At 60.5% G+C, this 26,673-nt stretch carries 26 protein-coding genes; 12 read left to right on the forward strand and 14 right to left on the reverse strand.

From position 1 onward, the window contains the following. Positions 1-263: 263 nt before the first annotated feature. From PXK07_RS17410 to PXK07_RS17425, 4 genes are all read right to left on the reverse strand, one after another. Complete coding sequence (locus PXK07_RS17410) at positions 264-1,250, reverse strand: AAA family ATPase (RefSeq protein ID WP_274849617.1); 987 nt, start codon at positions 1,248-1,250, stop codon at positions 264-266. 86 nt (positions 1,251-1,336) lie between these two features. Next, on the reverse strand, positions 1,337-2,659 hold the full coding sequence (locus PXK07_RS17415; protein ID WP_274849618.1) for an integrase family protein: 1,323 nt from the start codon (positions 2,657-2,659) through the stop codon (positions 1,337-1,339). A gap of 404 nt (positions 2,660-3,063) precedes the next feature. Beyond that, on the reverse strand, positions 3,064-5,559 hold the full coding sequence (locus PXK07_RS17420; RefSeq protein WP_274849619.1) for an ATP-binding protein: 2,496 nt from the start codon (positions 5,557-5,559) through the stop codon (positions 3,064-3,066). Continuing rightward, on the reverse strand, positions 5,559-6,287 hold the full coding sequence (locus PXK07_RS17425; RefSeq protein ID WP_274849620.1) for a response regulator: 729 nt from the start codon (positions 6,285-6,287) through the stop codon (positions 5,559-5,561). Before PXK07_RS17425 ends, PXK07_RS17420 begins: the two co-directional genes overlap by 1 nt. Before the next feature lie 268 nt (positions 6,288-6,555). Here PXK07_RS17425 and phnD point away from each other — a divergent pair, with 268 nt between their 5' ends. The 4 genes from phnD (at position 6,556) to phnE (PXK07_RS17445) (ending at position 10,033) form a co-directional block, all read left to right on the forward strand. Beyond that, on the forward strand, positions 6,556-7,536 hold the full coding sequence (gene phnD, locus PXK07_RS17430; RefSeq protein WP_274849621.1) for a phosphate/phosphite/phosphonate ABC transporter substrate-binding protein: 981 nt from the start codon (positions 6,556-6,558) through the stop codon (positions 7,534-7,536). A gap of 123 nt (positions 7,537-7,659) precedes the next feature. Beyond that, a complete protein-coding gene (gene phnC / locus PXK07_RS17435; RefSeq protein ID WP_274849622.1) occupies positions 7,660-8,433 on the forward strand; it encodes a phosphonate ABC transporter ATP-binding protein in 774 nt (257 codons plus the stop codon). Continuing rightward, a complete protein-coding gene (gene phnE / locus PXK07_RS17440; protein ID WP_274849623.1) occupies positions 8,430-9,224 on the forward strand; it encodes a phosphonate ABC transporter, permease protein PhnE in 795 nt (264 codons plus the stop codon). The genes phnC and phnE (PXK07_RS17440) overlap by 4 nt, the downstream gene beginning before the upstream one ends. Next, entirely contained in the window at positions 9,224-10,033 is an 810-nt protein-coding gene (gene phnE, locus PXK07_RS17445) for a phosphonate ABC transporter, permease protein PhnE (protein WP_446728400.1), read from the forward strand. The genes phnE (PXK07_RS17440) and phnE (PXK07_RS17445) overlap by 1 nt, the downstream gene beginning before the upstream one ends. A gap of 87 nt (positions 10,034-10,120) precedes the next feature. On the opposite strand, the gene PXK07_RS17450 is transcribed toward phnE (PXK07_RS17445), so the two are convergent. From PXK07_RS17450 to PXK07_RS17465, 4 genes are read right to left on the reverse strand one after another with little or no spacing between them, the layout of a single operon-like run. Beyond that, positions 10,121-10,714: a hypothetical protein gene (locus PXK07_RS17450; protein WP_274849625.1), complete on the reverse strand. Its 594-nt coding sequence runs from the start codon at positions 10,712-10,714 to the stop codon at positions 10,121-10,123. A 37-nt stretch (positions 10,715-10,751) separates the two neighbouring features. After that, complete coding sequence (locus PXK07_RS17455; RefSeq protein WP_274849626.1) at positions 10,752-12,215, reverse strand: glutamine synthetase family protein; 1,464 nt, start codon at positions 12,213-12,215, stop codon at positions 10,752-10,754. A 2-nt stretch (positions 12,216-12,217) separates the two neighbouring features. Further along, positions 12,218-13,435 (reverse strand): aromatic ring-hydroxylating dioxygenase subunit alpha, encoded by a 1,218-nt coding sequence (locus tag PXK07_RS17460; protein ID WP_274849627.1) that lies wholly within the window; start codon positions 13,433-13,435, stop codon positions 12,218-12,220. Next, positions 13,432-13,863 carry a Rieske 2Fe-2S domain-containing protein gene (locus PXK07_RS17465; RefSeq protein ID WP_274849628.1) on the reverse strand — a complete coding sequence of 144 codons (432 nt, stop codon included), beginning with the start codon at positions 13,861-13,863 and terminating at the stop codon, positions 13,432-13,434. The genes PXK07_RS17460 and PXK07_RS17465 overlap by 4 nt, the downstream gene beginning before the upstream one ends. A gap of 89 nt (positions 13,864-13,952) precedes the next feature. Here PXK07_RS17465 and PXK07_RS17470 point away from each other — a divergent pair, with 89 nt between their 5' ends. Then, on the forward strand, positions 13,953-14,714 hold the full coding sequence (locus tag PXK07_RS17470; protein ID WP_274849629.1) for an IclR family transcriptional regulator domain-containing protein: 762 nt from the start codon (positions 13,953-13,955) through the stop codon (positions 14,712-14,714). A 46-nt stretch (positions 14,715-14,760) separates the two neighbouring features. Further along, positions 14,761-15,105, forward strand: a complete 345-nt coding sequence (locus PXK07_RS17475; protein ID WP_274849630.1) for a 5-carboxymethyl-2-hydroxymuconate Delta-isomerase — start codon at positions 14,761-14,763, stop codon at positions 15,103-15,105. A gap of 114 nt (positions 15,106-15,219) precedes the next feature. On the opposite strand, the gene PXK07_RS17480 is transcribed toward PXK07_RS17475, so the two are convergent. The 3 genes from PXK07_RS17480 to PXK07_RS17490 all read right to left on the reverse strand — a co-directional run bounded on the left by PXK07_RS17480 (position 15,220) and on the right by PXK07_RS17490 (position 18,776). Beyond that, positions 15,220-16,731 carry a heme biosynthesis protein HemY gene (locus PXK07_RS17480; protein WP_274849631.1) on the reverse strand — a complete coding sequence of 504 codons (1,512 nt, stop codon included), beginning with the start codon at positions 16,729-16,731 and terminating at the stop codon, positions 15,220-15,222. A gap of 10 nt (positions 16,732-16,741) precedes the next feature. Continuing rightward, positions 16,742-17,947 carry a hypothetical protein gene (locus PXK07_RS17485; protein WP_274849632.1) on the reverse strand — a complete coding sequence of 402 codons (1,206 nt, stop codon included), beginning with the start codon at positions 17,945-17,947 and terminating at the stop codon, positions 16,742-16,744. 79 nt (positions 17,948-18,026) lie between these two features. Further along, positions 18,027-18,776, reverse strand: a complete 750-nt coding sequence (locus tag PXK07_RS17490; RefSeq protein ID WP_274849633.1) for a uroporphyrinogen-III synthase — start codon at positions 18,774-18,776, stop codon at positions 18,027-18,029. A gap of 73 nt (positions 18,777-18,849) precedes the next feature. On the opposite strand from PXK07_RS17490, the gene tsaD reads away from it, so the two are divergent. From tsaD to PXK07_RS17515, 5 genes are all read left to right on the forward strand, one after another. After that, positions 18,850-19,947 carry a tRNA (adenosine(37)-N6)-threonylcarbamoyltransferase complex transferase subunit TsaD gene (gene tsaD / locus PXK07_RS17495; protein WP_274849634.1) on the forward strand — a complete coding sequence of 366 codons (1,098 nt, stop codon included), beginning with the start codon at positions 18,850-18,852 and terminating at the stop codon, positions 19,945-19,947. Next, the gene (locus tag PXK07_RS17500) at positions 19,944-20,906 is read left to right on the forward strand and encodes an NAD(P)H-dependent glycerol-3-phosphate dehydrogenase (RefSeq protein WP_274849635.1); all 963 of its coding nucleotides are present in this window, start codon (positions 19,944-19,946) and stop codon (positions 20,904-20,906) included. Before tsaD ends, PXK07_RS17500 begins: the two co-directional genes overlap by 4 nt. 1 nt (position 20,907) lies before the next feature. Beyond that, positions 20,908-21,180, forward strand: a complete 273-nt coding sequence (locus PXK07_RS17505) for a YciI family protein (protein ID WP_274849636.1) — start codon at positions 20,908-20,910, stop codon at positions 21,178-21,180. Further along, a complete protein-coding gene (locus PXK07_RS17510; RefSeq protein WP_274849637.1) occupies positions 21,180-21,602 on the forward strand; it encodes an EVE domain-containing protein in 423 nt (140 codons plus the stop codon). The genes PXK07_RS17505 and PXK07_RS17510 overlap by 1 nt, the downstream gene beginning before the upstream one ends. Positions 21,603-21,921: 319 nt before the next feature. Next, positions 21,922-22,518, forward strand: coding sequence for an HD domain-containing protein (locus tag PXK07_RS17515; protein WP_274849638.1), 597 nt, complete (start codon positions 21,922-21,924; stop codon positions 22,516-22,518). On the opposite strand, the gene PXK07_RS17520 is transcribed toward PXK07_RS17515, so the two are convergent. From PXK07_RS17520 to PXK07_RS17530, 3 genes are all read right to left on the reverse strand, one after another. Continuing rightward, on the reverse strand, positions 22,515-23,702 hold the full coding sequence (locus tag PXK07_RS17520) for a glycosyltransferase family 61 protein (RefSeq protein WP_274849639.1): 1,188 nt from the start codon (positions 23,700-23,702) through the stop codon (positions 22,515-22,517). The genes PXK07_RS17515 and PXK07_RS17520 overlap by 4 nt on opposite strands. A gap of 27 nt (positions 23,703-23,729) precedes the next feature. Further along, entirely contained in the window at positions 23,730-24,284 is a 555-nt protein-coding gene (locus PXK07_RS17525) for an ActR/PrrA/RegA family redox response regulator transcription factor (RefSeq protein ID WP_274849640.1), read from the reverse strand. An 81-nt stretch (positions 24,285-24,365) separates the two neighbouring features. After that, positions 24,366-24,986 carry an SCO family protein gene (locus PXK07_RS17530; protein WP_274849641.1) on the reverse strand — a complete coding sequence of 207 codons (621 nt, stop codon included), beginning with the start codon at positions 24,984-24,986 and terminating at the stop codon, positions 24,366-24,368. 145 nt (positions 24,987-25,131) lie between these two features. Here PXK07_RS17530 and regB point away from each other — a divergent pair, with 145 nt between their 5' ends. Further along, positions 25,132-26,529 carry a sensor histidine kinase RegB gene (gene regB / locus PXK07_RS17535; RefSeq protein WP_274849642.1) on the forward strand — a complete coding sequence of 466 codons (1,398 nt, stop codon included), beginning with the start codon at positions 25,132-25,134 and terminating at the stop codon, positions 26,527-26,529. The last annotated feature ends 144 nt before the right edge of the window (positions 26,530-26,673 follow it).

Below are 26,673 nucleotides of genomic sequence, written 5' to 3' on the forward strand. Positions count from 1 at the left end.
AGGTGCCCAAAGGTCTTCCTGTCAGCCATCGCACTCGCAGCGCTCGTCATTTACTGGCTATGAGTCCTGACCCTAAGCCACCCACTTGGTGGCACACAAAAAGAAGAGCTTTGCAGTTCAGGCGTTGCATGTTGTAACTGTAAATATTTTTCAAATCTCTTCTTGAGCACTTATTAGCATTAATATATTATATATGCAAGATAAAAATGCACATTTAACAAAATATTTTTTACCCACTTAATAAATATTTATTTTTAAAGAACTTACTGAAGCGTAAGCTCCCTCAGTGAAAGGATTTCTTTAACTTGCCGTTTTAGAACTCGAATAGACTTATGCTGTGCATAGCTCTCAATCAGTGCTGACTTCTCCGCCTCATCGAAACCAGTGATGAATCTTGGATCCAAGCCGTCATCGAGCGCCAAATCTGTTCTGATCGTGTTCAAAATTTGCGGGATGTGCTCAATCTCAGGTGTAGGCATGCGCATGATGTGACACCTGCTTTTCAAGGGCTCTGTGATAGTCGACAGCGTGTTCGCTGTCATCAGCCAGCCAACGTAGTACAAGTTCACGGGCACCTGAAGGTATGGCTCGTGCCAGTTCATTGCCTCGTCTTTTTCAAGCAAGCCAAGAAGCTTGTGCTGAATATTCGTGAACTTGCCTTCCTGAGCTTTGTCGATCTCATCGAGGATGAACACAGGGTTCCCGATTTCCTTGTCGTGGATCACCGTGGACATGATGCTGGGCATGGCCGTGTTGAAGCCCTTGGCAACCCCAAAGATTTGATCGTCCTGCATGCCTGCGACAGAAATCTTGCGATGATAGATGTCGAGCTCATCTAACAACCGTGAGAGGAGCCTTGTCTTCCCAAGTCCTGGCTCACCAACCAAAATAGTGGGTTCGAACACCAGACCTTCTTTACCTGCACTCATTCGGCGGAAGGTGGGCTTCAGCAAGTTGTCGATGATGTTGACAGCGTAAGGGAACTCTTTGACGAGCGTTTGTCGGACTTCAACGAGCCCATCACGATGAAAAAGTGGAATGCCCACACCTTGTAGGCGTGCAAACTTGTCGTGTGCTGATTTGCTGTCTTTGTTGAAGTCAGCTGGAAGCTTTTCCAAGAACACGACTTTGTTGAAAGGGATGTCGGGATTCAGAATTTCGTCTTCTGAACTCCTGAAAAGCTCATCTACGAGTTCTTCAACAGATTTCTGCGGCGTTTTAGTTGATTGCTTGGTGGAAGCTTTGGGCATGAGTTTTCATATCCTTCGAGAGGTTCATTGAGATGTTTGACAGCATCTCAAAGGATATGAGGAGGAGGGATTTCACTTTGCGAAGATCACTCAGTTTTTTCGGACTTTAAGCTGTCTGGCTGGTGAATAGATGCCATTTTTGGAAATGGAATTTCAACACTTGGAAGTGTCTGTTCGCCGAACGCCAAGGCAATCACACGACGCTTTTCTTGCTCCATCTCTTCCTCTAACTTGAGGTAATGCTTTTCAACCATTTGCGTATCCGAGTGAGACATCAGCTTAGCCAGGGTCATGTTATCCACTTTTGTGCGTGATTTCGTGACTGCAGCAAACGTGTGGCGTGTGCAGTAAGGGGTAATCTTCTTGGCCAGCGCAGCTGGAAGCTTCAGCTTCTTTTTTGCATAGTTGAACGCATTATCGAACGTTTTCTCGGAAATATGTGTACCGTCCCTTGTGTAAAACGCATGTGGATTCTTTTTGATGTGTGCATCGCTCCGCTTAGGGATGGTTTCCGCAGCAAGATTTGACAAATAGATCCTTTCAGGCTGTTTTGTTGTTCTGTAGGACTTGTGATCTCGCATATTAACGATGCGATTCTGGATATCGATGAAGTTGTTATCTCCTTCGTCGATGAGCTTCAGCTCAAGCGCCCGCATTTTCCGAATACCTGTGTAAATGCAGAACTTCACAGCGCTAGCAGCCACGATGTTTGCATACTCATCAAGATAACCGATAAATTCATCCAAACGATCTAAAGGGATATGCCGCTTGTCTGGGTCTTCTTCATTACGCTCAACATATTTGCAGGGGTTATCTGCAATAATTCTATGTTTCACGAGATAGGCAAAGGCTGGAGACATCAGCAAGATGTCTTGATTAGCGCCTACAAGAGCGACTTGACTTCTTTTCGAATGATATTCCTCAAGAAGCAAAGAGGTTACCTTGCGGGCATCAAAGTCCCGCCCAAAATATTCATAAGCCCGCAGGTAAGCTCGGTGCTTTGCTTGTAGGTGGTGAGGCCATTCACGAGTGCGCCTGTGCGGTTCTGTATGCGGAATATACTCAACCTTGTACTTGCCCTGACATTGCTTTTGCAGGTGTTGCTCAAAGACGCTGAAAAGCGTTTGCGGCGCATCTTCAGTTGTCACCTTTTCCTTTGCCTTGTCAAATTCAACACGCATCTCTCGTGCTTTCCGCATGGCAGCGTCACAAGACATTTCACTTGTAAGACCGATGTCGTGGTCCTTCTCGCCTTTTGCGCCAGGATGGCGGTAGCGCAGTGTATAGGTTTTGCGGCCAGCGGGTGAGATCCTCACTGCGAACCCGGTTCGGTCGCTGCTACGGACATAGTATTGTTTGCCCGTCTTCTTCAGTCTCTCCACTAGGGTTTGTGTAAGCTTTTCTGTCATTTTCTTCTCCATAATTATTTGCAGTATAGCATTAAGTAATATACTGCGTTATACACTAAAAATACTGCAAGTCAACCCCCAATGCGCTCGGAAGTGTCGTTTAACCGCATCATTACTTCATCCCTCAGGGATTAATATATTGTTGACAAAACATGTAGTTAGAAGATTTTTGCTCAAAACAGTATACTCTATTCTTGACTCAACATATCATTCGTAATGATGGGGTCGTAGGTTCGAGTCCTATCAGCGGCACCACCTTTCTTTGAACAGAGATCAAAACACCCCTTTGCAAGGGGCAGCACTTCCGTGACGTCGCAGATCCCTGCGCGGTTTACACATGGGCGGCACGGCGGATCACCCATATGGCCAGATCTTCACAGCAAGCTCCCCTTGGGGCCAGCGGATCAGGCGGGTGACTGAAACAGCTTGCGCATCACTACTTCCGTGAAGGGCTTTTTCAGGATCACTGGCGGCGGCGCCTCGGCAAATGCCTTTGGGATACGCGATGTTTCCCGCGTCGACATGAGAACCAGCCGACACTCTGGAAACAGCGCGTGGCCAAGACGCAGAATGTCCCACCCAGACGCACCATTATCCAGATTCAGGTCGCTCAACACCAGATCGAACCGAGGCTGCCGCCGTAACTGAGCGATCCCATCCTCATAGGTCGCTGCTCGGACAACGGCATAGCCGAGACGTTCCAAACCCTCTGCGGCAGAGGCCAGATAGGCAGGATCATCGTCAACCACCAGCGCATGTCCGGGCTGTGGCATGTCACCGGGTTGGCCAGCCTCATCCGCCAATGCCGGAAAGCTGAGGGTCACGGTCGTGCCCTGGTGGGGCGGTTCTGTTTGCGACTGAAGGCTGAGAAGCCCCCCGGACTGGTGGACAAAGCCATCGACCATCGAAAGCCCCAGTCCGGTCCCATTGCCATCGTCGCGATTGGAGTAGAAGGGTTCGGTCGCATGGCGCAGTACCTCCGGGGGCATGCCGGGGCCATTGTCACGGATCACGAGCTTCGCCTCCTCCCCGCCGCTCACGCGGACATGGATTTTCCCTACCCCGCCAATCGCCTGACCGGCATTGACACAGAGGTTCAGCACCGCGCTTTCCAATTGCCCCGGGTCCACCTTCGCCAGAACCGGATCCTGCGGCACCTCGAAGACCATCTCGACGGTGCTGGGCACCGCGATCTCCAACAGATCGGCCATGCCCTCGACCAACTGCCCGATATCGGTCACCTGCGGTTCAAGATGCTGTTTGCGGGCAAAGGCGAGCAATCTTTCGGTCAGAGATACTCCCAGATCCACCGCCGATCCGATACGGGTCCGAAAATGCTGTGCGGCTTCGGGTTCGGCGGCCTCCAGCAGATGCAGGTTGCCTGAAATGCTGGACAGGATATTGCCAAAGTCATGGGCGATCTCGCCGGACACCTTGCCCAGCGCCTCGACGCGGCGGATTTCCTCCAGCCGCTCCTCCACCTTCTTGCGCTCGGTGGTTTCGGACAGCAGCCAGACCTGTTCCCCATTGGGCAAAAACGAGCGTCGCAGTTCCAGGGTGTTGCCAACGGGATCGGCATAGTCTTCGAATCCGCCGCGCTCAACCGCAGAGGTACGCCGTGAAAAACGGGATTGGGCGATCAGGTCCTGAACCTGGGCGCGGTCGTCTCCTTTTGCAGGGGGCAAGCGCAGAAGCTGGCGCAGATTGTCGTTCTCCGCCTTGATGCGCCCGCTGGCCGAGGTAATGGCCACGCCATCCTTGATGTTGCGAAACACGCGCGAGAACAGCGCGTTCTGATGACCGATCTGCCGGGTCCTGCGCTCCAGTTTGCGGGCGCTCTCCCGGAACACGTGAAAGGCGGCATAGAGCTGGCCGATTTCATCCTGGGAGCTTGGCCCCTGCGGCAGCCCGGTGCGGTGATTGCCCTGCGCCAGCCTGCGCATGGCCGCCGCAATAAGATGCAGGTTGCGGGCAACATAGCGCGACACATATAGCGACGAGGTGATGGCAACCAGCAGGCTTGCCGCGGTCAATGCCAGAAAGGCCTTCCTGGCAAATTGCAGGTTGTCCGATGTCGCCGCCCGCGCCTGCGACAGTCGCGCCTCCGCCTCGGCAACCTTACTTTCGGCAAAGGCGCTGATGCGACGGGCCTCCTGCCGGATGCGAAACAGCGCGTTCTCCGCATCAAGCCGCGCCGCAAGATCGCGGTGCTTCAGGACAAACAGGCTTTCACTGCGCATTGAAGCCTGATCGATCTCCGCCAAGGTCTGCGCATGCAGCGGCAACAGCTGCGGCGACAGGGCCTCTCTCTGCCCGCTGTAGCGGCGGCTGAACTCTCCGAGCTCTATCAGGGCATTGGCCCGCACCGCCCCGATCGCGCTTGCGGTAAGCTGTTGCAGCCCTGACCACACCTCCCGATCTGCCAAGGGCAGCCGGGTGTCCCCGGCCAGGCGGCGCAGCCGCCCGTCCAGCCGCACCATGTCGCGGTCGATCGCACCAAGGTCGGCCTGCCGAGAGGCCTGTGGCGCCAAGGCGGATGTCAGGTCGTCAATGGCAAACCGAAGCCGGGCCACCGGCAAATCCAGCTTTTGATCCCCGACCGAGAGCGCCTCGATCCGGCCAAGGTTTTCCAGGACCTTCTGCTTTTCCTGCTGCAGTTGGAACGGCGGGAAAAGCGCATAGAGGAACGGCGCCGACGTCGCCAGATCGGCGGATTCCCGGGACAGGTCCAGCGCGTCAGAGACTTCGGCCAGGGTGTCCTTATGCAGCACGTTCATCCACAGCTCGGTGCGGTTCAGGACAAACAGACCGATCAGGCTGACCAGCAGGATCAGGCCAAACAGGATGGCAATGGCCGCCCACAGGCGAAACCGGACAGTCAGGTTCGACAATCCGAACATCAGCTGCCATCCGGCGACAGGCGAAAAAAGTAACCCTGGGCGCGGCGTGTTTGCAGATGCACCGGCTTGGAGGGGACGGGTTCGATCTTGCGGCGCAGGCGCAGGATCAACACATCGATGGTCCGGTCCACATAGCGCTGCATGTCGGATCCCAGCTCCTGCAGCAATTCCGGGCGCGGAATTACCCGGTTGGGATTGCGTATGAAATACTCCAGCAGCCGGTATTCGGCATTGGTCAGGGGGATTTCCTCGCCCTCGGCATCCAGCAGGCGGCGGGCCTGGATATCGATGCGTTTCTGGCCAAAGGCAATGCCCTGACCCGGCACCGCTGCGGGTTTCGCTCCCCCATGCCCATAGCGGCGCAGCACCGCCCGGATACGTGCGACCAGCTCGCGCGGGTTGAACGGTTTGATCAGGTAGTCATCCGCTCCGGTTTCCAGGCCGATGATCTTGTCGATCTCATCGCCCACCCCGGTGAGCATCACGATCGGGATTTCGTAGCGTTCGCGAATGTGGATCGCCAGGGTCAGCCCGGACTCCCCGCGCAGGCGCAGATCGATCAATGCCAGATCCACCGGCGGCGGATCGCCCAGCGCCATGAAGGACGGGATGTCGGGACAGCAGACGGCCGCAAAGCCGCTTTCGCGCATCAAGGCGGAAAGCGTGTCGCGCACGTTCTCGTCGTCGTCCACAATGGCAATGAGCGGCTCGGCCTTGCCCGTCTGCATGCGATCTCTTCCGGTGACTGCCAGCGGCATCAGAATTCCACCGGATGCCGGATTCCCGTTTCAGTGCCGCGATCATCTCAGATTATCAACGGCTGTGACCAGATTTGTAATACTGTTAACACGAAACTGAATTTCCGTCCGTTCCGTTAACAGAACCAGCCTCGCTTGCGTGTCGGACACTCTCTTACCTTGGGCGGGTCAGCGCAATGCCCATTGGCCAATGTCAAAACGGCCATGTCCAAAGGCACGCGTATTTAGGGAGGACACCATGACACCATTTATCACCCGCGCCGCAACGGCGTTGGGCATCCTGACGGTCAGCGCCTTTGCCGCGGCCGCCGAAGACTGCAGCAGCCGTGGCGCATTGGACGAACTCTATTGCGACGCCAATGGCGATCTGGTTGCGGATACCCCGACCGACCCGGCAGAGCTGCGCAACCCGGACACTCTGGTGTTTGCCTATACCCCGGTCGAGGATCCGGCGGTTTACGCGGATATCTGGGCGCCCTTCATCGCCCATATGGAAAAGGTCACCGGCAAGGACGTGCAATTCTTCGCGGTACAGTCCAACTCCGCCGAGGTTGAGGCCATGCGCTCAGGCCGCTTGCATGTGGCAGGCTTCTCCACCGGCCCGACACCCTTTGCGGTGAACCTTGCCGGGGCCGTGCCCTTTGCCATCATGGGCGCCGAGGACGGTCAGTTCGGCTACAAGTTGCAGGTCTTCACCCAGGCCGACAGCGACATCAAAGAGGTCAAGGATCTTGCCGGTCGCCGCGTGGCGCATACCTCGCCGACCTCCAACTCGGGCAACCAGGCGCCGCGCGCCCTGTTCCCCTCGCTGGGCGTGGAGCCGGACAAGGATTACGAGGTCACCTATTCCGGCTCTCATGATCAATCCATGCTTGGGGTTGTCGCAGGCGATTATGACGCCGCGCCGGTTGCCTCCGAAGTGGTGGAGCGCATGGCCGAACGCGGCCTGTACGACCCCGAGGACGTGCGCATGATCTGGGAAAGCGATCCCTTCCCGACGACCTCTTTCACCCTGGCGCATAACCTCGATCCGGAGCTGGCAGGCAAGATCAAGGAAGCCTTCTTCTCCTTCGAGTTCGCCGGCACCAAGCTGGGTGATGAATTTGCCGGTGTCAGCAAGTTCATCCCGATCACCTACAAGGACCAATGGGCGGTCATCCGTCAGATCCAGAAGTCCAACGGCGTGGAATACACGCCTCAGGGCCTGGCCGGGAAGTAACCCAGAAACCATCAAGCCCGGACAGCGTCACAGGCGCTGTCCGGGTGCCTTTTTCGGCCTTGCGCCCGGCTCTATCGGGGCTGCGCGCCACAGGCAGGGCCGCGCCATCTCCGAGAGACCGCAATGCTAAAAATCTCCAACCTCACCAAACGCTACGGATCCGGTGATCCGGTGCTGAAGGAACTGAACCTGACCGTCGAAGGCGACCAGCTGACCTCTGTCATCGGATCTTCCGGGGCCGGCAAAAGCACGCTTCTGCGCTGCATCAACCGGCTTGTGGAACCGACATCGGGCAGCATCGAGTTGAACGGTACGGAATTCACCGCGCTGAACCGCCGCGAGCTGCGCGTTGCCCGCCGCCGCATCGGCATGGTCTTTCAAAGCTTCAACCTGATCGACCGGCTGACCGTGATGGAAAACGTGCAGGTCGGCCGTCTGGGCTATATCTCCACCTGGGCCGCGCTGACCCGCCGCTACCCGCGCGAGGATATCCGCCACGCCTATGAGCTGATGGAACGGGTCGGCATTGCCCATTACGCGAACCGCCGCGCGGATGAGCTGTCTGGCGGTGAGCGTCAGCGGGTCGGCGTGGTGCGCGCCCTGATGCAGCGCCCCGAGATCCTGCTGGCGGATGAACCCACCGCCTCGCTGGATCCCAAGACCTCGGAACAGATCATGACGCTGCTGCGGGATCTCGCCTCCGAACTGAAGCTGCCGGTGATCATCAACATCCACAATGTGACCGAAGCCAAGGAGTTCAGCGATCGCATCGTCGGCATGCGCTACGGCCGGATCATCTTTGACGGCCAGCCGGACAAGCTGACCAACGCCGAAATGGACGAGATCTACGCGGGGGTGCCCGCGATGGACCGCGCCGAAGTCGGAGCCGTCGCATGAGCATGGCCAAGGACAGCTGGCGCAAGCCACCCTTTATCGCAAACCCGCTGATCCGCTACGGGCTGTATGGCGCGATCCTGATCTATGTCGGTCTCACGCTGGCCACGCTGCCGATCGACTGGGAGCGGGTATCGGACGGCATGCGCCGCGCGCAGCGCATCTTCAGCGGCGCCTTCCCGCCAAGCTTTGAACGCTCCGGCCTGTTGATCGACGGGTTTCTGGAAAGTCTGAAAATCGCCATCCTGGCCACCGTGGGCGGCATCTTGCTATCGGTGCCCCTCGCCTTCATGGCCGCGCGCAATATCGCGATCAAACCGGTCTACCTGCTGGGCCGCGGCATCATCATCGTGGCGCGCAGTTTTCACCCGGTGATTGTCGCCATCATTTTCGTCAAAGCGGTTGGCTTTGGCCCCTTTGCCGGGGCGCTGACCCTTGTGGTCTATTCGATCGGCTTTGTTGCGAAACTTCTGGCCGAACGGATCGAGGAGATCGATTTCGGTCAGGTCGAGGCGATGCGCTCGGTCGGCGCGGGCTTCATTGCCACCCTGGCCTATGCGGTGGTGCCACAGATCATGCCGCGCCTGGTTGGGCTGGGCATCTACCAACTGGACAGCAACCTGCGCGCCTCTGCCGTGGTCGGCATTGTCGGCGCAGGCGGGATCGGCGCCACCCTGGCCAATGCCTTTGGCCGCTACGACTATGACTTTGCCCTCGCCATCACCATGGTCATCGTCGGCGTCATCCTCGTTTCCGAGGCAATCAGCGGCTTTATCAGGAAACGGATCGCATGATGAACACACAACCTTTGCAGCAAACGCTCGATCACTGGTCCCGGTTCACCCTGCGCCAGCGGCTGATGCGCTATGGCGGGCTTGCGCTGACCCTTCTGGTGGTCGCCTGGGCGCTGAGCAGCATCGATGTGATCTGGGAATGGGTCTGGGACGCGCCCGCGCAGATGGGCGATCTCTTTGGCCGCATGATGCCGCCCGATCCCAGCAACCTGCCCTCGATCCTAGAGGCGATCTGGCAGACCGTGAATATCGCCACCCTGGCCACCCTGTTTGCCGTCTTGGTCTCGCTGCCGGTGGCCTATATCTCGGCGCAGAACACCACGCCGAACCGGGTGACCCTGTGGATCGGCCGCTTCATCCTGGTGTCGTCCCGTTCGGTCAACACCATCATCTGGGCGCTTCTCTTCGTGGCGATCTTTGGCCCCGGCATCGTGGCGGGCATCGTCGCCATCATGTTCCGCTCCATCGGGTTCCTGGGCAAGCTCCTGGGCGAAGCCATCGAGGAGATCGAGCAGAAGCCGGTCGAAGCCCTTGAGGCCTGCGGGGCCTCGCGGTTCAAGATCGTGCTTTATGCCATCGTGCCCCAGGTCATGCCGGCCTTCTTTGCGGTCTCCATCCTGCGCTGGGATATCAATCTGCGCGAATCCACCGTGCTGGGCCTCGTCGGGGCGGGCGGGATCGGCATGATCCTGCAAGGCGCAATCGATACCTTCAACTGGCCCGAGGTCGCCATGGTGCTGCTGACCATCCTGGCGCTGGTGGTCTTTGGCGAGGTCGTGTCCTCTTACCTGCGCAAGAAGATCCTCTGAAACCTGTGGCGGCCATCGGCCATCGGCCGCCACTTTACTAACCAGGCGCGCTTTGCTTGGGCCATCCGGGAGGGCGTTCAGACCGGCTCAGAGTTCCGACAGCACATTGCCAAGGATCCGGCGTTGAAGCAGATCCGGGCCGCAGGTTATACGCGCCGTGGCCGCGGGAGCCGCCTCGGTCGCTGGCTGTGCGGTGTCCAGACAGATCCTGCGCCCTTGCGCACGGACGCGACCGCGCAGGATCTGTCCCTCAACAAGGTTGGCCTGGATCTCCACATCGGTATCACCCAAGGGTGCCCCGTCATGTGACGGCGAAAGCCCATTGACACCTGGCAGTTTGAAGCCGCGCAGGAAGGCAGGTTCAGCCAAGCGGTGCATATCCGAAAAACACCGGTCATCCGGGCGATGACCACCCCACCAAGTCCAATCCGCAACGCCGCTGACCACCGTATCATCCGCGTCCAACCGAACCATCAGGGCCATCTGTCTGACCAGGCAGCCGAACCCTTGGGTGATATAGAGCGGCACCGGATCTTCCGGCGGCAAGCCGGGGATTTCCATCGCCGGGGCGTGAAGAACAAACACCAGCGCCGCCGCGCAATCGTTGCGCTGCAACATCTGGCGCAGGCTTTCCCGCAAAGGAAAATACCCGTCCAGCGTCTCTTCGAAGGCCACGGCCATTGTGGCGCACAGGGAGTCTGCTCCTGTCGGCGGGTGATCAGTAGAGGTTGAAATACTCATCCTGTTCCCACTCGGAGACGGTCATCAGATACCGTTCCCACTCTGCCTTCTTGATATGAGTGAGATAGGTAACAAAGCTCTCCCCAAGCGTCTCCTTGTAAAGTGCGCTCCCTTCCATCGCCTCGACGGCGGCGATCAGGCTTTGCGGCAGTCGCGCGGCATCCTCGGCATAGGGAGAGGCCGTGGGCGCCGGGGGCTGAGCACCGCGCCGCAGGCCATCCGATCCGCTGATGATCTGGGAGGCCAGCGCGAAATAGGGGTTCACGGTGGAATCGGCGACCCGGTTTTCCACCCGGCTGGCCCTGTCGCCCGGCGTCAACAGGGCGCGCACCATGGCACCGCGATTGTCGCGTCCCCAGGCCACCCGGTTGGGGGCCAGCTGGAAGGGCGCATATCGTTTGTACCCATTGACCGTCGGCGTGGTCATCAGGCAAGAGGCCGGCGCATTGTCCAGAAGCCCGGCGATCCAGGCCGCTGCCTCGGGCGTCAATGCACCGGTTTCATCCGGCATGAAGACATTCTCGCCACTGTCATTGGACAACAGCGACTGATGGATATGCCAGCCGTTGGCTGCGGCATTGGGCAGCTTCGGTTTGGCCATGAAACTGGCGTGCAGACCGCGCCGGTGACAGACCTCTTTCACCATGGTGCGAAACAGCACATAGCGGTGCGCCTGCGCCATCGGGTCGGAGGGATCGAAGGTGAATTCGAACTGGCTTGGGCCCATCTCGATCTCAACCGTGCGTGGCGCCAGCCCCATTTGCTGCGCTGTGCGGCGAATGTCATCCAGCAGGGCTTCGGCCGCGCCATAGCGGGTTTCGGTCAGGAACTGCCATCCGGCATTGATGTTGCGGGTGGTGACCGCCGAGGGCGGCATGGTGGCCTGGCGATGGTCAAGCCCGTCATCGACCCGCTCGAAAACCTGGAACTCGGTCTCCAGCCCCATCACGGCGGAAAAGCCCAGCGCCTGCAGACCGGAGATCGCCGTGCCCAGAACCTGGGTCGAGGAAAACGTCACCGGGGTCAATTCCCGATCCAGCACCCGGCAGAGAATGATCCGCGAATGGGGCGACCATGGCACCGGGCAGGCGGTTGCCGGGTCCGGCACCGCAAGAATGTCGCTGGCGCCCTGCAGGGCCATATCGCCGACCGAGACATCATCGCTCCAGACCGGGAAAACGGTTTTATGCGCCGTATCCTTCAGAAGCAGGGTCGAGGGCATGCCAATGCCGCTGGCAAAGGCGGAAGCCAGTGCCGCGGTGACAACCGTCTTGCCGCGCAAGATTCCGTGTTGATCGGCAAAGAGCAGGCGCACGGTTTCAACACCGTCGGCCTCATACTCTGCAACCAGGTTTGCGGCCTGCTCCACCTGCGCATCGCAAAGGGCACCGGCCCGCGCCAGTGCCCCCGATCTGATTTTATCCAGATGTGAGTTTGCCATCGTCAAACGGTCGCGTCCCAGGGGCAGTCCTTGCGGCGTTCCATATCCGCCTGCCAGCTGGCGCCCTGCCAGTCTTCGGTGCTGGCGATGGCGTCATTGGACAGGGGGCCAATGATACCGGCTGCGGCACTGTCCTGCATCGGAAGAGACTCCAGATCGCCACTTTCCAGCGCGGCCATCGCCTTGCGCAGCAGGCGGCGGTTGCGAATGATCGCCACGTCGCTGCGCCCCAGGTGTTCGCGGGTCCGGTCCTGGATGCTGCCCATCATCTCGACCGCCCATTGATCGTGGACATTGATATCCAATCCCATGCCGGTATAGGTCAGTACCTCCTGCTCGGCGGGGTCATAGTGGTAGTCGTTGGCCTTGTTCTTGACCGGCCTGTATTCCGGCAGGTCGTGCTCGGCCAGGCGCTGCTCCCGCATCAGTTCCTTGTTCACCGGTTGGTCGAAGCTGGTGAACATGGTGTACCAATAGCAATTGTGGTCATCGACCGGCACATGCCACTGGGTGATCGTCATCTCGCGGCTCATCGGGATGCAGATCGCGTCGGGGAAGATCGCATTGGTCACCCGCACATGGGTCAAATCCCCCTCCATGTGGCGCAGCGAGGTGATTTTCAGCCCGTAGTCGGTTTCATCCACGGTGATTTCGGGGCGCGGGTATTCGCGCAGCACTCGGGTGATCGGTATCCCGGAATCGGCCGCCGTGTCCCGGAACTGCTTGCCATAGCTGTCCTTGGGGTCCTCGTCCTTAAGGAAGCGGTGCAGGAAACTCGCATGGGCCGGGTCAATGCCGATCTCCAGCGCCTGCAGCCAGTTGCACTCCCACAGCCCCTTGAACGCAAAGACATGGCTGTCGGGGGCGCGGAAGCAGTCGAAATTGGGAAACTCCGGCGCCGCACCCTGACCGAGAAACGCAAACATGATCCCGCGCTTTTCGTGAACCGGATAGACCGGACCATCGGGGTCCACCTCGACCTGCTGCGGATGGTAGGTCGGGCGTTCCTCGGGGCGAGACTTGCGCGTCACCAGGCTCCAGTCCCCGGAAGGGGTTTTCACCATGGCCAGACGCTCTCCCAGAAGGTTCACCGGCACCGGTTTGCCTTCAGAAAGCTCGTCCATCAAACAAGCCGGCTGCCAATACTGGCGCAACACCGCACCGGCCGCGCTGCCAGCGCCGACGCGGGTCAGTTGATCGTTGAGCTGTTGGGGAATCATTGCACCGTCTCCGCGTGTTCCAGGTTGAAGGGTTCCGTCGGCTCCCCCTCACCAACATAGGCATAGATCGCGCCGTTTTGCTCGTAAAGCGGCACCATCGGCGTCTTGATCGCCCGATACATCTTCGATCCCTCCGGTTCCGCCGGTGTTTCCACGCATTGGCCGGTGCGATCAAAATGCCAGCCATGGAAGGGACAGCGGATGCCGTTGTTCTCCAGACGCCCGTAGCACAGGTCCGCCCCGCGGTGCGGACAATGGCGCCCGATCAGCCCCAACTCGCCCTCTTCATCCATGAAAAGCACATAGGGGCGTGAGTCAATCGTGACCGGCAACAGGGGGCGAGGGCTGACAAGATCTGACCGATTTGCGATATACGCCCAATCGGAGGCAAGCCGACTAGAGTTGACGACAATGGTTTTGGCGGGCATATGGCTAACACCTGTGCGTTATTCGAACTGTTGGTCACATATTGAACGTATGGCACGCAGAGCGGAATTGTCAACATGAGACACCCAACATGAGACAACACGGCAGCGCATCGACCTTTTCCAAAGGCTTGCAGGTTCTGGCCTGTTTTGAGGCCAGCCAGCGCAGCTTTACCATGGCCGAGATCTCAAAGATGACCGGGTTTGACCGGGCCACCACGCGGCGCCTGTGTCTCAGCCTTGTGGAAACAGGCTTTCTCACCAAGGGTGAACAAGGATTGAGCCTGACCCCAAAGATCCTGGCGATTGCTGGCGGGTATCTGGCGGCAAACGACATCGGTCTCTCGGTTCAACCTCTGCTGGACCAGGTTTCCCAGGACTTGTGCGCCGAAGTGTCCCTGGCCGTACGGGACGGGGATCGTGCGATCTATGTGGCCAAGTCCCGCAGCGGCGTGGCCCGCGTCACCTTGGGGTTCACGGTCGGCAGCGCCTTGCCGCTGCTGCACACCGCGGTGGGGCGCATGAGCCTGGGCGGCTGTGCCCCCGATATCATTGACGGGATCTTTCAGCGGCTCGCCCCGGTGCAATACACGGAAAAGACGGAAACCGACCCGGAGAAGATCCGCGCAGATATCGCGCAATGCGCCCGGCAGTGCTTCTGCTTCCTGCAGGAGGAGTTCGAGGTCGGCGCCGCAGCAGCGGCCGTTCCGGTGGGGATGCTGAATGGCAGCGCGGCCGTGGTCGGTACCACCACTTCGCTGAACAGATTTGCCGAACCGGAGGATCTGGAGCAGACCCTGGACATCCTGCGCCAGGCCGCCATGTCGCTTCGCCGCCTGTCGATATTTTCCTAACCTCAGGATCCACTGATCATACGCCTTGCAACAGGAGAGCATAACGATGCCGCATCTCATTATCGAACATGGCAACGCCATCGTGACCCCCGAGGACCGGCGCGCCGCATTGGATCTGGCGGTTCATTGCGGTGAGATCTCGGGTGTCATGAAGCGTGACGACATCAAGGTTCGCCTGCATGCCTTTGAAGATTTTCTGGCAGCAGACGGCTGCGAGAGCTTCATCCATGTGACCGTCAAACTGCTTGCCGGACGGACGCCCGAACAGAAAGAGCGGCTCGCCACGCTCATCCGAGACCAGTTTGATCACCGTTTTCCAACAGTGGGCAGTATCAGCGTCGATATTCGGGATATGGATCCCGATGCCTACAAGAAGCGACTGCTTCCTTAGCATCCCGGATAGGCTGATCCTCCAACCCGTCGCCCGGCGAGGATCAGATGGTTTTCCGGCAGGGAAAAGAGATCAGCGGATCTGCCTCGCCCTGCCCATAGGGAACAGCCCTTCTTAGCCTTTCCGATCCGACTCTTGCGCTGTTTCAGCGGTGGGATCGGTCTCATCTTCCGAGACCTGATCCTCGGTTTCCGCCATATCCGGCGCGATCAGCTCTGCCTCGGGCATGTCGTCGGGGCGGTCTGCGGGTGGACGGCTCCCGATCAGGGGCAGCATATGGGCGCCGGTTGCGCTGGCGATCTCCGGGGTTTCCGGACGGCGCCAGCTCAGAGTGTCGAAACTGCTGCAGTTTTCGCAGACCGGCACCCATTCGGCGTGGATGTGATTGCAGCTGTCGCAGATCCATTGCGGGCCGCGTGGCGCATTCAGCGCCCGGGTAAGCCACCCTTGCACCACCGCATCCGAGGCGCCCTCGCCGCGTTCGATCGCCGCCATCAGCGTAAAGGCCTGCGCATCCGGCGCACGCTCGACCAGATCGCCCAGCGCCCGGCGCGCCTCGGGGAAGTCCTCGGCCACGATATTGAGTTCCGCCATCACCAGACGGGTTTCCTCGTCATGAGGTTTCAGCCGCGCCAGCTGGCCGAAGCGTTTCACCCGTTCTGCGGCAGATTCATCCGGCGCCACCTCGGCAAAGGCATGTGCCAAGTCCGGATGCGGCTGCGCCTCCCAGGCTTTTTTCAGGATCCGCACCGCGTTGCGGGTCTTGTCCCGCGCGATATAGGCGCGGGCGGCCATGGCGGCGGCAGGCACCAGATCGGGGGACAGGCGGTTGGCCTCGATGGCCTGTTCCTGTTGTTCAATCGTGGCGCCTTTTTCGATCACGCCCCTGGAGGCCGACAGCGCCAGCACCGCGTCACGCCGCTTGAAGACATCGCGCGGCAGGGTGCCGGTCTTCAGCTTGGTCGCAAGCGTCTTGCGCGCGCCTGCCCAATCCTCGGCCCGGGCCTGCAGGTGCAGCAGCGTATCCTGCACCTCTTCGTGCTTGGGGCGCAGGGCCAGCGCCTTTTCGGCCAGTTGCCGGGCAGTGTCCGTATCGCCATCCGACAGCTTCTGCTTCATGATCCCACGGATCCCGACGAAGCGCGTGTTCTGATTGCCCAGAAGCCGCTTGTAGGCCTCGGCGGCCTTCTTCGTGTCCCCGGCCATTTCGGCAGCCTGGGCGGTCAGGAGATCGGTCAGCTCGGGTTTTTCCAGATAGCGCGCCGCGCGCGAGGCCTTGGCCAGCGCCAGACGCCCCTCGCCCGAGGCCAGCGCCATCATCCCGTCCGACAGCGCCTGATAGCCCTTCGCCTCGCGCCCCTTGTCGAAATAGCGCGACAGCGCGGTTTCATCCCCATTGAGGAACCGCAGCGTGGCGACCAGCAGCGACAAGAGCTTGAAGAACAGCCAGACCAGCAGCACCAGAACAACAAGGGCCATCACCGATTGCAGCGCGCCAAGGGTGTATTCCGTGCCCGCAACGGTGATCTGCACCCCGCCGGCGGTTTCCATCAGGATCCCGGCGCCCAGGGCCAGAAGCGCGACGATTGCAACAAAGACGAGGATTTTCAGCAGTGACCAGAGCATGGCAGGGTCCCTATTTGGCGTTCAGGCTACGGGAAAGCTCGGCGGCGGCAGACACCGCTGCGATGCGGCTGCGGGCAGCGGCCTCCCAATCGGAAAGAGCCGCGCGGGCAGTGTCGGGCAGAGCGTCAAGTTCCGACAGCGCAGCAGCGATCTTGCCCTGATCGACAAGGGCACCCGCGCGGGACAGCACCGCATCCGGATCATCGCCTTCCCGTGGCGCAACCGACCGCGCGCCCAGATGGCGCTTGACATAGTCCATCACAGTCCCGCTGCCCTTGGCCTCTTCGCGTGCTGCGGCAAGGGCGGTGCGTGCGGCGGGGGCAAATGTGTCGCGCAGGCCGGTGAGGGTAGCCACGCCGCTTTCTGCCGGGCCGGTCAGCGCATCCGGGGCGGTCACGTTCAGGGCCTGCAGTTCAGCGATCAGGGCCGCATAACCGCTGCCATTGTCCAGAGCGGAGCGCAGATGCGCCAGGACTGTTTGGGCGCTGGCAATGCGCGCGGCCTCGGCGCTGGCGGCATCCATCTGGCGCGCCTCTGCCAGCATCTGTTCCACCTCGGCGCGCTGCGCGGCAAGGCTGTCCTGCAATTTCGCCAGCTGTGCATCCACGGCGGCAATCGCTTCCGGAGATCCGGCATCGGCGATCGGGCGCTGTTCCAGCGCGGCCAGCCGGTCGGTGATCGCCGCAAGCTCTGCCTGTAGGGTATCACTTTGCGGTGCAGCTTCAGCGGCGGCAGCAAGAGCCGCATCAAGAGCCTCTAGGCGCGCATTGAGCGGTGCCAGATCCGGGATAGCGAGATTTGAAACCTGGGACTGCAAGGCATCGAGATCAGAGCGCAGCGCAGCTTGCTGTGCCTCAATCGCGGCAACATCCACGGTGGGCGTTTTCAGGCTGGACGGCAGGACAGCATCCAACACGCCGCCCTGACCAAGCACAAAACCGATAACCGCTGCGGCAGCTCCGCCAAGCAGAGCGGCGCCGAACCCACCGCGTTTTTCCACGACACGTTCGATGACCTGTTGCGGTTCAGGCTCTGGCTCTGCGGTCGCTTCGGCTTCGGCTTCGGCTTCGGCTTCGGCTTCGGCTTCGGAAGCCTCAACGACGCTCACCTCTGCGCTGTCAACCGGATCTGGCACGTCCGTTTTACCATCCTCGGGCGGCGTGACATCGACGATCTCCGCGTCCGTTCCATCATCCGGAGTTTTCTTCTCAGCCACGTCGACCTCCCACTCAAATAACACCGCCTCAAGTCTCGTACGATTCTCGCGGCGTTGTCGCTCAAATCCATGCGCGACACTACTGCCCGTGCGCAGCACCCTCAACCCGAACCAGCCGGGCTGCGGCATCACGAACCAGTGCAGCCATGGCATCGGCTTCCGGCGATGTACATACCTGCAAGTCCTTGCAGTTCAAGGCTTTCAGGGGCTGTTCCACTGCGTGACTGAACGCAATCAAATGCAAATTCGACGCATCCGGGCAGATCTCGGCGAAATGCCGCGCAGTTCGGGGCGAAAAAATCGGCACGATCAGCCTTGTCTGCGCGCGAAATGCGCGCTTTGCCTCATCACTCAGCGGCAAGAGGATCTGATCGTAGACCTCCTGACCCCGGCACGGCAGCCCCGCTGTAGCGAGGCGATCTGCCACATCCCCACGCGTGTGGCGCCCATGCAGGTGCAACAGGGGGCATGCCGGGCGCAGGTCCTTCAGGGCCTCAATCAACTCCTCTGCCGTTCTGCCGACACATTGCGCGGACCAGCCCGCCGCACCCGCCTCTGCCGTGGTGCGGGCACCGACGCAATAGGCGGGCAGATCCACCGGGACACGCCCTTTGGCCGCCGCAACACCATTGCCAGAGGTAAAGATCAGCCCGGCAGTGTCCGATGCATCGATCTCTCCGTGGATGACCTCAATCTCCATCAGCGGGTTGTAGATCACCTCCAATTGCGCAGGGGTTTCAGCGGGCAGATCGGCCACGAAGCGGCGCGCCGAAGCCAGGGGGCGCGTCATCAATAGGCCCACGGCAGGGCTGGTCTTCGCATCGCTCACGTCACGCTCCCGGGATTGTTTGCGGCTGTCATAGGTGGTAGCTGCGGCGCTGAGCTGATGCAACGGTAGCCATATGACACAGAGCCTGACGATCCTCGGACTGGAAAGCAGCTGCGACGATACCGCGGCCGCCGTGGTGCGCCAATCCGATGGGGATATGGCCAAGGTTCTGTCCTCTGTCGTCTTCGGCCAGACCGAGCTGCACAGCGCCTATGGCGGTGTGGTGCCGGAAATCGCCGCCCGCGCCCATGCGGAAAAGCTGGATCTCTGCGTGATCGAGGCGCTGAAAGAGGCGGGCGTCAGCTTTCAGGATCTGGACGCCGTCGCGGTCACCGCAGGTCCCGGCCTGATCGGCGGCGTCATGTCCGGTGTGATGTGCGCCAAGGGGATCGCGGCCGCCACTGGCCTGCCCTTGGTCGGGGTGAACCATCTGGCGGGCCATGCGCTGACGCCGCGGCTGACCGATGACATTCCCTTTCCCTATCTGATGCTCTTGGTGTCCGGCGGCCACTGCCAATATCTGATCGTGCGGGGGCCTGAGGATTTCACCCGCCTGGGCGGCACCATTGATGACGCTCCGGGCGAAGCCTTTGACAAGACCGCGCGGCTGTTGGGCCTGCCGCAGCCCGGTGGCCCCTCGGTTCAGGCCGAGGCGGAAACCGGAGATCCCAAACGCTTCCGCTTCCCGCGTCCGCTTTTGGACCGGCCTGACTGCAACCTGTCCTTTTCCGGCCTGAAAACCGCGCTGATGCGAATGCGCGATCAGATCGTCGCCGAAAAGGGCGGGCTGACGCGGCAGGACCGGGCCGATCTCTGCGCCGGGTTCCAGGCTGCCGTGGTCGACACCCTAGCCGAGAAGACCCGCCGCGCGCTTACGATCTACATGGACGAAAGCCCTGCAATCCCGACCGTGGCCGTGGCCGGCGGTGTCGCTGCCAATACCGCCATCCGTGCCGCCTTGCAGACAGTCTGTGCCGATGCGGGCGCCGCCTTCACCGCGCCGCCCCTGCGCCTGTGCACCGATAACGCCGCGATGATTGCCTATGCCGGACTTGAGCGGTTCAAATCCGGCGCCCGCGATGGGCTGGATCTGACCGCCCGCCCGCGCTGGCCGCTGGATCAGACCAGCCCCGCCCTGATCGGATCGGGCAAGAAGGGGGCCAAGGCATGAGCGTTTCGGTTCTCGGTGCCGGCGCCTTTGGCACGGCGCTTGCCATTTCGCTGGCGGGCAATGGACCGGTCACCCTTTGGGCCCGCAGCACGACCCATGCAGATCAAATGGCACAGAGTGGCCGCAATGACGCGCGCTTGCCCGGTGTCGATCTGCCGGAAGACCTGCGCGTTACCTCCAATCTGATCGAGGCCGCAACGGCAGACACGATCCTTCTGTCCGTTCCGATGCAGAAGCTGCGCAGCCTGCTGAAAGACAACGCCGCAGTTCTGCAGGGAAAGGTCCTTGTGGCCTGCTGCAAGGGGATTGAACTGTCGACAGGACTTGGCCCCATTGCGGTCATTCGCGACTGCCTGCCGGATGCCCGGCCTGCGCTGCTGACCGGTCCCAGCTTTGCCGCCGATATTGCACGCGGCCTGCCCACCGCGCTGACGCTTGCCTGCGAGGGCCGCGATCTGGGCGCCTCCTTGCAGGCAGAGCTGACCACGGCGAACCTGCGCCTTTATCGCACCACCGATACCGTTGGGGCGGAACTGGGTGGCGCCTTGAAGAACGTGATTGCCATCGCCTGCGGCGCGGTGATCGGTGCGGGTCTGGGCGAAAGCGCCCGCGCCGCCCTGATGACCCGTGGATATGCCGAGATGCAGCGCATGGCGCTGGCCGGCGGCGCCCGCCCGGAAACCCTGGCAGGGCTGTCGGGCTTTGGCGATCTCACACTCACCTGCAGTTCGGAACTGTCGCGCAACTACCAGCTTGGCCTTGCCATCGGGCGGGGCGACACCTTCGATCCATCGGTTACAGTCGAAGGGGCGGCCACCGCCCGCGCCACCGCCGACAAGGCCGCCGCGATGGGCCTCGACATGCCGATCACAAGCACTGTCGTAGGCTTGCTCGATGGTGACTTGACGATCCAGGACGCAACCGCTCAACTGCTGTCACGACCACTGAAAGAGGAATGAAATGCTTATTGCATTGATTGCACGCGATAAACCTGGCCACCTGGAAACCCGGAAGGCGAATCGCACCGCGCATCTGGCCTATATCGACGAGACCGGTGCCGTGGCGCAGGCCGGGCCATTGCTCGATCAGAACGGCGATATGGTCGGGTCGCTGATCATCCTCGACGTCGAGGACATGGCAGCGGGCGAGACTTGGGCCGCGAATGATCCCTACAACAAGGCGGGCCTGTTTGAAGCGGTCGAGTTGATCACCTGGAAAAAGGTCGTCGGCTGATGGCCTATTGGCTGTTCAAATCCGAACCCTCGACCTGGAGCTGGCAAGATCAGCAAGCCAAGGGAGACGCGGGGGAGGAATGGGACGGCGTGCGCAATTACCAGGCGCGCAATTTCATGCGACAGATGAAACTCGGCGATCGCGGCTTCTTCTATCACTCGCAAAAGGAGAAATCAGTGGTCGGTATCGTCGAGGTCTGTGCCGAAGCACATCCCGACAGCACAAGTGATGACGACCGCTGGGATTGCGTGGACATCCGCGCGATCCGATCCTTTGAACACCCCGTCTCCCTGGCGCAGATCAAGGCGGATCCGCGCCTTGCCGAGATGGCGCTGGTCGAAAGCTCTCGCCTGTCGGTGCAGCCTGTCACGGATGAGGAATGGCGCGTGGTCTGTGCCCTGGGCGGCACGAACGCCGAGTGAACCCGTTTCACGCCCGAAACGCAGCCCATAAACCGAAAAAGGGAAGACCCTGTGAAAGCAGGACCTTCCCTTCACCCCGCGTGCTCCGTAGCCACCACACGCGTATGAGAAATTCGGTTCCTGCCTTCCTGGCGGGTTGATCCCTTGATAGCCCGAAGGCGCTGGATCGCGCAACTGAATAGACCGGACAATACCTCTAAAATACGACAGGTATTGGGACGATCTGCACCACACCATTGACCGCGCCATTGAAGGTTTGCGCCGCGCGCGTCAAGCGGATAGGCAGGGGCAAAATCGCCGCAAGACCCGGATTCACCCGATGCCCCCAAAACCCGCCCGCGCCTGGCAACGCATGTTGTCCGGGCGCCGCCTTGACCTTCTGGACCCCACCCCCGTCGATATCGAGATCGAAGATATCGCCCACGGGCTGGCCTTTGTGGCGCGTTGGAACGGCCAGACCCAGGGCGATTTTGCCTATACCGTGGCTGAGCATTCTCTATTGGTCGAAACCCTGTTCACCCGCCTTTACCCCAAAGTGCCGGTGAAATGGCGCCTGGCCGCATTGCTGCACGATGCGCCGGAATATGTGATCGGCGACATGATTTCCCCGGTGAAGGCCGCGGTCGGCCCCGGCTATGAAGAGCTGGATCAGCGGCTGACCACGGCAATCCACGTGCGCTTTGGCCTGCCCGCCGCCCTGCCCAAGACCATCAAGTCCAAGATCAAACGCGCCGACAAGATCAGCGCCTGGATGGAAGCGGTGCAGATCGCGGGGTTTTCGGAAGCCGAAGCCAACAAGTTCTTTGGCCGCGTGGATCAGCAGGTCATCGGTGATCTTTCCATTCACCTGCGCCCGCCGGTCGAGGTGCGCGGTGATTTCGTGGCCCGCCACGCAGAGCTTCTGGCGCAGATTTAGACCTCTGCGCTTTTTGTCTCGCGCCGGGCACGGCGGGTCCGGCGCGCCTCTCGGACCCTTTGCTGTTTGAACTCGGGCGATTCGATGAAACGGTCCCCGCCGCCGAAGCCCTTGTCCAACAGGATCTGGCTGCGTTCTTCATCGCTCAGCACCGGCCATTTGGCATCGTGTGAAATGAACCCGTGTTGCGCCAGGGCTCGCCCGATCAGGGAATGATCGATCTCTCCAAAGCTGTTGCGGCTGGATTTTGGCTTGTCCTTGGGCACCCATTCGGTCCTCAACCCGCCGATCACCAGCGGGGTGCACTTGCAGAAATGCGCCACGTTGGCCGCCAGGAGGTTGTGCGCGCCCGACCGCCGCCGCAGCACGATGGCAACCTTCTGATCCGGGCGGCCCACCATGGCATAGAGATGGATCGCCGAGCCATCCGCAGCGATCACCTGTTTCGCAGCCTTGTAGCGCGCCAGCTGTTCCGACAGGCTGTGATCCTGCGGGTGAAAGATCTCATAGCCTTCGGCGTGCAGCCGCTCTTCCATCTGTTCTTCGCCCAGCAACCCTCCCTTGCCGAGACCAAGCTTGGAGCGGGAGATATAGATCTTCTCAGGCCCTTCAGGTTTCACATCCCGGGCAAAGCGGCTGTGCACCGCGTTGCGGAACTTGCGCGTGCCTTGGGTGATCTGCCCCAGGCCAAATCCCTGCCCAGGCACCACGAGTTCTTCCACCCGGCTCGGTTCGGCGACAACGCGGATCGGCAGGCCGGGCGCGAAAAGATCGATGAACTCATGCTGATAGCCGTGCGTTTCATCCCCGACAGAGGGGCGTTTGGGGATGAACAGGATCCCGTCCACCGGCTGATCAAGATGCGCCAGCGCCCATAGGCGAGAGGAGCTTTCCACCAGGAAATGCCCGAAATGCACCCAGAGCACACCGCCCCACAGCCAGCGCCCGGAAATCGTTTCCTTGATCTCTTCTGGCTGGTCCGGCGCGATGGTGATGGGGCGAAACTTGCGCCAGAGCGCGGCTTCGGGGCAGTAGCTCCCATCGGCCTTCAGGACACCCGCCTGTTGCACGAGGGCGCTTTCGACCGGGGGCACAACGCAGGCGTCTTGCAGGGTCAGGATCTGTTCCGACCAGCCACCGCCCGGCAGCGGTTGATCTTCTGGTCCGGTGCCAAGCTCTGTCATCTGCCGTCCTACCGTGGAATGCGCCGCTTATTTCGGGCTGCGTTTGGCCAGGATCCGCTGCAGGGTCCGCCGGTGCATGTTCAACCGTCGCGCGGTTTCCGAGACATTGCGGTCACACAGCTCGTAGATCCGCTGGATGTGTTCCCAACGCACGCGATCCGCGCTCATCGGGTTTTCCGGCGGCGGCGGCAGTTCATCGGCCGAGGCCAGAAGCGCATTGGTGATATCCGTCGCATCGGCAGGCTTGGACAGGTAATCCGTCGCGCCGATCTTGACCGCGGCCACGGCGGTGGCGATGGCGCCATAGCCCGTCAGCACCACAACCCGGCTATCGGGACGTTTTTCGCGCAGCACCTCGACCACATCAAGACCATTGCCATCCTCAAGCCGCAGGTCGACCACGGCATAGGCAGGCGGGCGAGCGGTTGCGATGGCACTGCCTGCCGCCACAGATCCAGCCGTCTCTACGTCGAAACCGCGTTTCTCCATGGCCTTGGCCAGGCGCCGCAGAAATGGTTCATCATCATCGACCAACAAAAGCGATTTGTCCGGTCCGATGTCCCTTTGCGTCGCTTCGCCCATGACCGCTCCTCCGCGTTCGTTCATCATATTCTTGTTTTTGATATTAAACGCCGGGTGGCAAAGGTCAAATACCAGAACGGCTTACATGTTGTCGATGAAACAGCCGATCTTGTCAGCAACCTGTTCGGGCGTGTCGTCGCGGCGGAAGAATTCCACAAAGCCTTCCGCGGGCAGGACCAGGTAGGCGAAGGTGGAGTGATCCACCAGGTAATACTCCTCGTCCCCGTCCTGTTTCTTGTAATAGGTCTTGTAGGCTTGGCTGGCGGCCTTGATCTGCTCGGGCGAGCCGGTGAGACCGATCATCTTCTCATGCATGTTATAGGCAAAATCCCCCACCACTTCGGGCGTGTCGCGTTCGGGATCGATAGAGATGAACACCGGAGTCACGCTATAGCCGCGCTCGGCCAGAACATCGATCGCCTCGGCATTGCGCGACACATCCAGCGGGCAGACATCGGGGCAGAAGGTATAGCCGAAGTACAACAGCGAGGGCTCGGTGATCACGTCCTTGTCGGTGACCGTCTCGCCCTTGGCATTGAGCAGTTCGAAGGGACCACCGATGGCACCCGCGCCGCCGGCAATCTGGCTGCTGCGGCACTGGGCGAACTTGTCGTCACTATCGCCCGGTCGGGTCAGGAACCAGGTGCCCCCGGCCAGGGCGGCGATGAACAGGGCGGCAAGCAATGCGTAGAGACGGGTCATTTGATCACACTTTGCGACAGGGTTGAGTTGTTGATCGTTTGCGGCGCCAGACCTATCAAGAAACTCAGCCGATGCAACTGGCGCACGGCGTCACACCGCCGATGGCGCGTGATCGTGATAACGTGCGGCAAATCAGGAGGCCCGGATGAGCGAGACCCAATTTGGCCTGATGCAGGGCCAGGAGCGCAGCCATTGGATCCGTCTGCGAACGCTGATCCTGCTGCGATGGGTGGCCCTTGCCGGGCAGATCACCGCGATCCTGGTCGCCCAGTACATATACAAGCTGCAGCTGGAACTGGTCCTGTGCTTTGCCGCGGTCGGGGTCGCGATCCTTGGCAATCTGATCGTCACCTTGATGTTCCCCGAGAACAAGCGACTTTCAGAATTTGAAAACTTCCTCATGGTCCTCTTCGACCTGCTGCAGCTGTCCTTTTTACTTTACCTTACTGGCGGCCTGCACAATCCCTTTGCCTTGCTGGTCCTGGCGCCGGTCACGATCTCCGCTGCCATGATGGGGCTGCGATCGACCCTGATCATCGGCGGAGCGGCGATCATTCTGGTCACCTTGATGGCCGAGTTCCACATCTCCCTGCGCACCGAACAGGGGTTCCTGTTGCGCATTCCGGATATCTTCGTTTTTGGCAACTGGACGGCCATTGTCATCGCCATCCTGTTCATCGGCGCCTATTCCTTTCGGATCAGCGCCGAAATCCGCAGCATGTCCGACGCGCTTGCCGCGACTCAGCTGGCGCTGTCGCGGGAACAGAAACTGACCGATCTGGGCGGTGTGGTTGCGGCGGCCGCGCATGAGTTGGGCACCCCCCTTGCGACGATCAAACTGACCAGCGCCGAACTTCTGGACGAGTTGGAAGACCGCCCCGACCTGCGCGAGGATGCCGCCCTGATCCGCGAACAGGCCGACCGCTGCCGGGATATCCTGCGCAGTATGGGACGGGCCGGAAAAGACGATCTGCACCTGCGTCAGGCGCCCCTGTCCACGGTGATCCACGAAGCCGCCGAGCCGCATGTAAATCGCGGCAAGACAATCATCTTTCACGAAGCCCCGCTGGCCGAGGACAACCTGCAGCAGCCCAAGATCCTGCGCAAACCCGAGATCATCCACGGGCTGCGCAACCTCATCCAAAACGCGGTGGATTTCGCGGGCAGCACCGTCTGGATCGATGCCGCCTGGGATGATGACAGGATCACCATCACGATCAGCGACAACGGGCGCGGCTATCCCACGCAGATGCTGGGGCGGATCGGCGATCCCTTTGTGCGGCGGCGACGCAGTTCCTCGGAACGCAGACAGCGCCCCGCCTACGAGGGCATGGGACTGGGTCTCTTCATCGCCAAGACCCTGCTGGAACGCAGCGGCGCTTCCTTACGGTTTACCAATGGATCAAACCCACTGCCGGGCCTTGCCCTGCCGAAGGAACGGCGCGGCGCTCTCGTTGAGGTTGTATGGCCTCGCGCTCAGGTTGACGCGATTCGCGGCGAGAACGCCGTTCCGACCGGAGAAAACAGACGAATAGAATTTTAACTATTCATTTTTTGGCAACTAATTAAACTTCGCTTAACCATTATTGGTGAACCATTGGTAAAACGATACGCTAGGGTCAGGACTCATAGCCAGTAAATGACGAGCGCTGCGAGTGCGATGGCTGACAGGAAGACCTTTGGGCAC

Source organism: Phaeobacter sp. QD34_24 (assembly GCF_028890115.1).
GTDB lineage: Bacteria > Pseudomonadota > Alphaproteobacteria > Rhodobacterales > Rhodobacteraceae > Phycobacter.

Coding starts and splice junctions, on each gene's coding strand:
- PXK07_RS17470 (WP_274849629.1), top strand. CDS start 13,953: ATGAGACAACACGGCAGCGCATCGACCTTTTCCAAAGGCTTGCAGGTT.
- phnD (WP_274849621.1), top strand. CDS start 6,556: ATGACACCATTTATCACCCGCGCCGCAACGGCGTTGGGCATCCTGACG.
- tsaD (WP_274849634.1), top strand. CDS start 18,850: ATGACACAGAGCCTGACGATCCTCGGACTGGAAAGCAGCTGCGACGAT.
- phnC (WP_274849622.1), top strand. CDS start 7,660: ATGCTAAAAATCTCCAACCTCACCAAACGCTACGGATCCGGTGATCCG.
- PXK07_RS17410 (WP_274849617.1), bottom strand. CDS start 1,250: ATGCCCAAAGCTTCCACCAAGCAATCAACTAAAACGCCGCAGAAATCT.
- PXK07_RS17520 (WP_274849639.1), bottom strand. CDS start 23,702: ATGACAGAGCTTGGCACCGGACCAGAAGATCAACCGCTGCCGGGCGGT.
- PXK07_RS17515 (WP_274849638.1), top strand. CDS start 21,922: ATGCCCCCAAAACCCGCCCGCGCCTGGCAACGCATGTTGTCCGGGCGC.
- PXK07_RS17415 (WP_274849618.1), bottom strand. CDS start 2,659: ATGACAGAAAAGCTTACACAAACCCTAGTGGAGAGACTGAAGAAGACG.
- PXK07_RS17420 (WP_274849619.1), bottom strand. CDS start 5,559: ATGTTCGGATTGTCGAACCTGACTGTCCGGTTTCGCCTGTGGGCGGCC.
- PXK07_RS17510 (WP_274849637.1), top strand. CDS start 21,180: ATGGCCTATTGGCTGTTCAAATCCGAACCCTCGACCTGGAGCTGGCAA.
- PXK07_RS17450 (WP_274849625.1), bottom strand. CDS start 10,714: ATGGCCGTGGCCTTCGAAGAGACGCTGGACGGGTATTTTCCTTTGCGG.
- PXK07_RS17460 (WP_274849627.1), bottom strand. CDS start 13,435: ATGATTCCCCAACAGCTCAACGATCAACTGACCCGCGTCGGCGCTGGC.
- PXK07_RS17465 (WP_274849628.1), bottom strand. CDS start 13,863: ATGCCCGCCAAAACCATTGTCGTCAACTCTAGTCGGCTTGCCTCCGAT.
- PXK07_RS17525 (WP_274849640.1), bottom strand. CDS start 24,284: ATGGGCGAAGCGACGCAAAGGGACATCGGACCGGACAAATCGCTTTTG.
- PXK07_RS17480 (WP_274849631.1), bottom strand. CDS start 16,731: ATGCTCTGGTCACTGCTGAAAATCCTCGTCTTTGTTGCAATCGTCGCG.
- phnE (WP_446728400.1), top strand. CDS start 9,224: ATGAACACACAACCTTTGCAGCAAACGCTCGATCACTGGTCCCGGTTC.
- phnE (WP_274849623.1), top strand. CDS start 8,430: ATGAGCATGGCCAAGGACAGCTGGCGCAAGCCACCCTTTATCGCAAAC.
- PXK07_RS17455 (WP_274849626.1), bottom strand. CDS start 12,215: ATGGCAAACTCACATCTGGATAAAATCAGATCGGGGGCACTGGCGCGG.
- PXK07_RS17425 (WP_274849620.1), bottom strand. CDS start 6,287: ATGCAGACGGGCAAGGCCGAGCCGCTCATTGCCATTGTGGACGACGAC.
- PXK07_RS17530 (WP_274849641.1), bottom strand. CDS start 24,986: ATGACCCGTCTCTACGCATTGCTTGCCGCCCTGTTCATCGCCGCCCTG.
- PXK07_RS17500 (WP_274849635.1), top strand. CDS start 19,944: ATGAGCGTTTCGGTTCTCGGTGCCGGCGCCTTTGGCACGGCGCTTGCC.
- regB (WP_274849642.1), top strand. CDS start 25,132: ATGAGCGAGACCCAATTTGGCCTGATGCAGGGCCAGGAGCGCAGCCAT.
- PXK07_RS17505 (WP_274849636.1), top strand. CDS start 20,908: ATGCTTATTGCATTGATTGCACGCGATAAACCTGGCCACCTGGAAACC.
- PXK07_RS17475 (WP_274849630.1), top strand. CDS start 14,761: ATGCCGCATCTCATTATCGAACATGGCAACGCCATCGTGACCCCCGAG.